3 protein-coding genes are annotated in these 2,794 nt (G+C 45.8%); 2 read left to right on the top strand and 1 reads right to left on the bottom strand.

Features of this window, described 5'->3' with window-relative positions; all coding sequences use genetic code 11:
* Nucleotides 1-82: 82 nt before the first annotated feature.
* Nucleotides 83-604, bottom strand: coding sequence for a hypothetical protein (locus H6S82_RS27485; RefSeq protein ID WP_190468118.1), 522 nt, complete (start codon nucleotides 602-604; stop codon nucleotides 83-85).
* Between the two features lie 169 nt (nucleotides 605-773).
* Here H6S82_RS27485 and H6S82_RS27480 point away from each other — a divergent pair, with 169 nt between their 5' ends.
* Both H6S82_RS27480 and H6S82_RS27475 read left to right on the top strand, forming a co-directional pair.
* Complete coding sequence (locus H6S82_RS27480; RefSeq protein ID WP_242057130.1) at nucleotides 774-2,225, top strand: DHA2 family efflux MFS transporter permease subunit; 1,452 nt, start codon at nucleotides 774-776, stop codon at nucleotides 2,223-2,225.
* Nucleotides 2,226-2,464: 239 nt separating this feature from the next.
* Nucleotides 2,465-2,794 (top strand): S1C family serine protease (locus H6S82_RS27475; protein ID WP_191057049.1); only part of this gene is annotated, 330 nt, incomplete at its 3' end.

Raw genomic sequence — 2,794 nt, 5'->3', positions numbered from 1 at the left:
TTGTTCCGCCCACAAGGAGTGGGGCATGAATCCAAAAATTCTTTTAATCCAAAATCCCAAATCTAAAATCTAAAATTGCTAGTCAATTAACCAGAATAATTCTGGCTGAGTAGAGATGCCACCTCCGTTGCTCTGGAGTCGAGCCAGGAACATCATTAATCCGTTTGAGAGTATAGATACCTGTGAAGCGTTGAGTTGTGCCATTAACGTTTGTAGCAGTAAGAGTCACAGGAATTGTCACATATAAAGAGCCTACTGCTCCATTTATACTATCCGGTTTTCCAATGTTTACCTTAACTGATGCAGTATTTGCAAAACCTCTGCTGAACTGCTCAAAGGATTTTCCGCTAGCAGAGCCTTCTCCTGCCCAATCTGCATAAGCGCTTCTGTAGTCTTTGCGGTTAATCGCGTCATAATAGTGGCGAATAACTTGAGCCGCTTTTTGTTGTTCTAATGCTTCCCCATCTCGAACATTTTGAGCCAGGGTTTTTGGAGACAATGAAGATCCACCTGGAATCAAGTTAGCGGATATTCCCAACAAAATCACCAAACTGCTTACGCTCAATAAAATTAAATTGATTTTGTTAAATTTTGGGGCAATCATATTCTTACACTGAAAGATTTTGAGCTAAGTTAATTTCCCGATTGAGTAACACTTTCTTACGGCTCAGGTGGATAGTTAACTCCACAGCCAGAGCGTTTTGTGCGATTGAGCGGATACTCTTAACTATAGTAACATTTCAACTCTAACTATTATCAGCAAAATCCAACATATGAGTTCTAATCCACCTCCTGATTTTTCCTCCTCGCCTCAGCCAACCTCAGCCAAATGGTGGGTCATGTTAGGTGTTGGTTTGGGCGTTTTAATGTTCACCCTGGACACCAGTATTGTGAATATTGCCCTACCAACCTTAGTCGAGGTATTTCAAACCACCTTTGCTACTATTCAATGGGTAGTATTGAGCTACCTGCTAGTAGTTACGGCACTGGTGTTAGGGGCAGCGCGACTGGGAGATACGATCGGCAAGAAACGCCTTTACCTGGGCGGGTTGATTGTGTTTACCATCAGTTCGCTACTGTGTGGATTATCTCCTGGAGTAGGCTGGCTGATTGGCTTCCGCGCACTTCAGGGTATGGGAGCAGTGATGATTTCGGCATTGGGAGCGGCGTTGGTGACGGAAGCATTTCCCAGTTCTGAGCGGGGACGGGCATTGGGTATTATTGGCGCGATCGTATCATTAGGCATCGCTCTAGGCCCAACAGTGGGTGGACTGCTAATTGGGCTGTCTGACTGGCGGATGATTTTTTTGGTGAATGTTCCGATTGGTATTTTTGCCAGTTTTGTTGTTGCCCGTAGTGTACCGCCAAGTCAGTATCAAGCTACTCGACAACGGTTTGATTGGTTTGGGATGGTGGTAATGACGATCGCCCTGACTGCCTTTGCTTTGGGTATGACGCACGGACAGGATGCAGGTTTTGCCAATCCGATGACGCTGGGGTTGTTGGCGATCGCCATCTTCGGTCTGGTAATCTTTCTGTGGCAGGAATCCCGGAGTACTTCCCCTTTAGTAGATTTGTCTCTGTTCCACAACCGTCAGTTTAGCCTCAGTTTGCTGACCGGAATTCTTGTATTTATTGTGATTGCCGGCACCATTTTCATTATTCCTTTCTTTCTGGAACTGGTATTGCACTATCCCACTCCGCACGTTGGATTGTTGCTGGCTGTATCTCCTGTACTAGGAGGAATTGTCGCTCCCTTTTCGGGCAACTTATCAGACCGTTTTGGCACCCGGATGATTAGCTCGATCGGTTTGGCGTTGATGGTGATGGGATGCTTGAGTATCAGTACCTTCAACGCTCAGATGACGGATATCGATTACATAGTGCGCGTTGCGCCTTTTGGCATTGGTTTGGGAATGTTCCAATCCCCCAATAACAGCGCTATTTTGGGTTCTGTGCCACCAGAACGGCTCGGTATTGCCTCTGGTTTGCTGTCTCTGACTCGCACACTAGGTCAAACTACGGGCGTTCCCCTATTAGGAGCGATTTTTGCGGCGATAGTTTTCATGCAATCTTCCGCCGCGAAGGTAACGAATGCGCCCCCGGATGCCCTTGTGTTCGGGGTGCAGTCCACCTTCAAAATTGCTGCTGCTATGTTGGCGATCGCTACATTTATTATGTTTATGCTGTGGCGATCGCAATCCCGAAAGATAGTATCGCGCTGAGTTCAAATCAGAGAAAGATGGCTTTTTTCATGATGCGATATTACTCGCTTGGTTAATTCGATCGAGCAAAGTGTTGCAGAATTTTCATCTACCTAGCCATTTTTCTAGGATCGTACCTGCCCATTTATCCGATGTCATAGCAGCTGGTAATAGAGCATCTTAAAAAGAAATAGGTCGGATTGCACCAGAAACCATCGGTTTCCAAACAATCCATCTTACATCCATGTTTGAAAAAGCACATGACTAATTCTGCATCGAACAATGGCAAAATATTAGAGGCATTTTCCGGCAACTTAGCCGATATAGTAGAACAAGCCTCAAAAGCGATCGTGCAAATCAACGGTAGGCGACGCACCTCTTCGAGTGGCGTTCACTGGAGACCGGGAATTATCGTCACTACCGATCGCTTCATCAACCGCGACGAAGAAATTAGGGTTACCCTACCAGAAGGGCAAACCATTTCTGCCACTTTAGAAGGAAGAGACGAAACTAGGGATCTCGCCGTACTGAAAATACCAGAAACAGCACTAAATACAGCAAATCTGGGAGATGCGACTACTCTCAAAGTA

The sequence above is a fragment of the Planktothrix sp. FACHB-1355 genome, assembly GCF_014748295.1.
GTDB lineage: Bacteria > Cyanobacteriota > Cyanobacteriia > Cyanobacteriales > Aerosakkonemataceae > Aerosakkonema > Aerosakkonema funiforme_A.
The sequence above is the reverse complement of the archived record's forward strand: the minus strand, read 5'-3'. Positions and strand labels throughout refer to the sequence as shown.

Excerpts from the sequence above, each read along its gene's own strand:
- H6S82_RS27485 (WP_190468118.1), bottom strand. The coding sequence starts at position 604 with ATGATTGCCCCAAAATTTAACAAAATCAATTTAATTTTATTGAGCGTA.
- H6S82_RS27480 (WP_242057130.1), top strand. The coding sequence starts at position 774 with ATGAGTTCTAATCCACCTCCTGATTTTTCCTCCTCGCCTCAGCCAACC.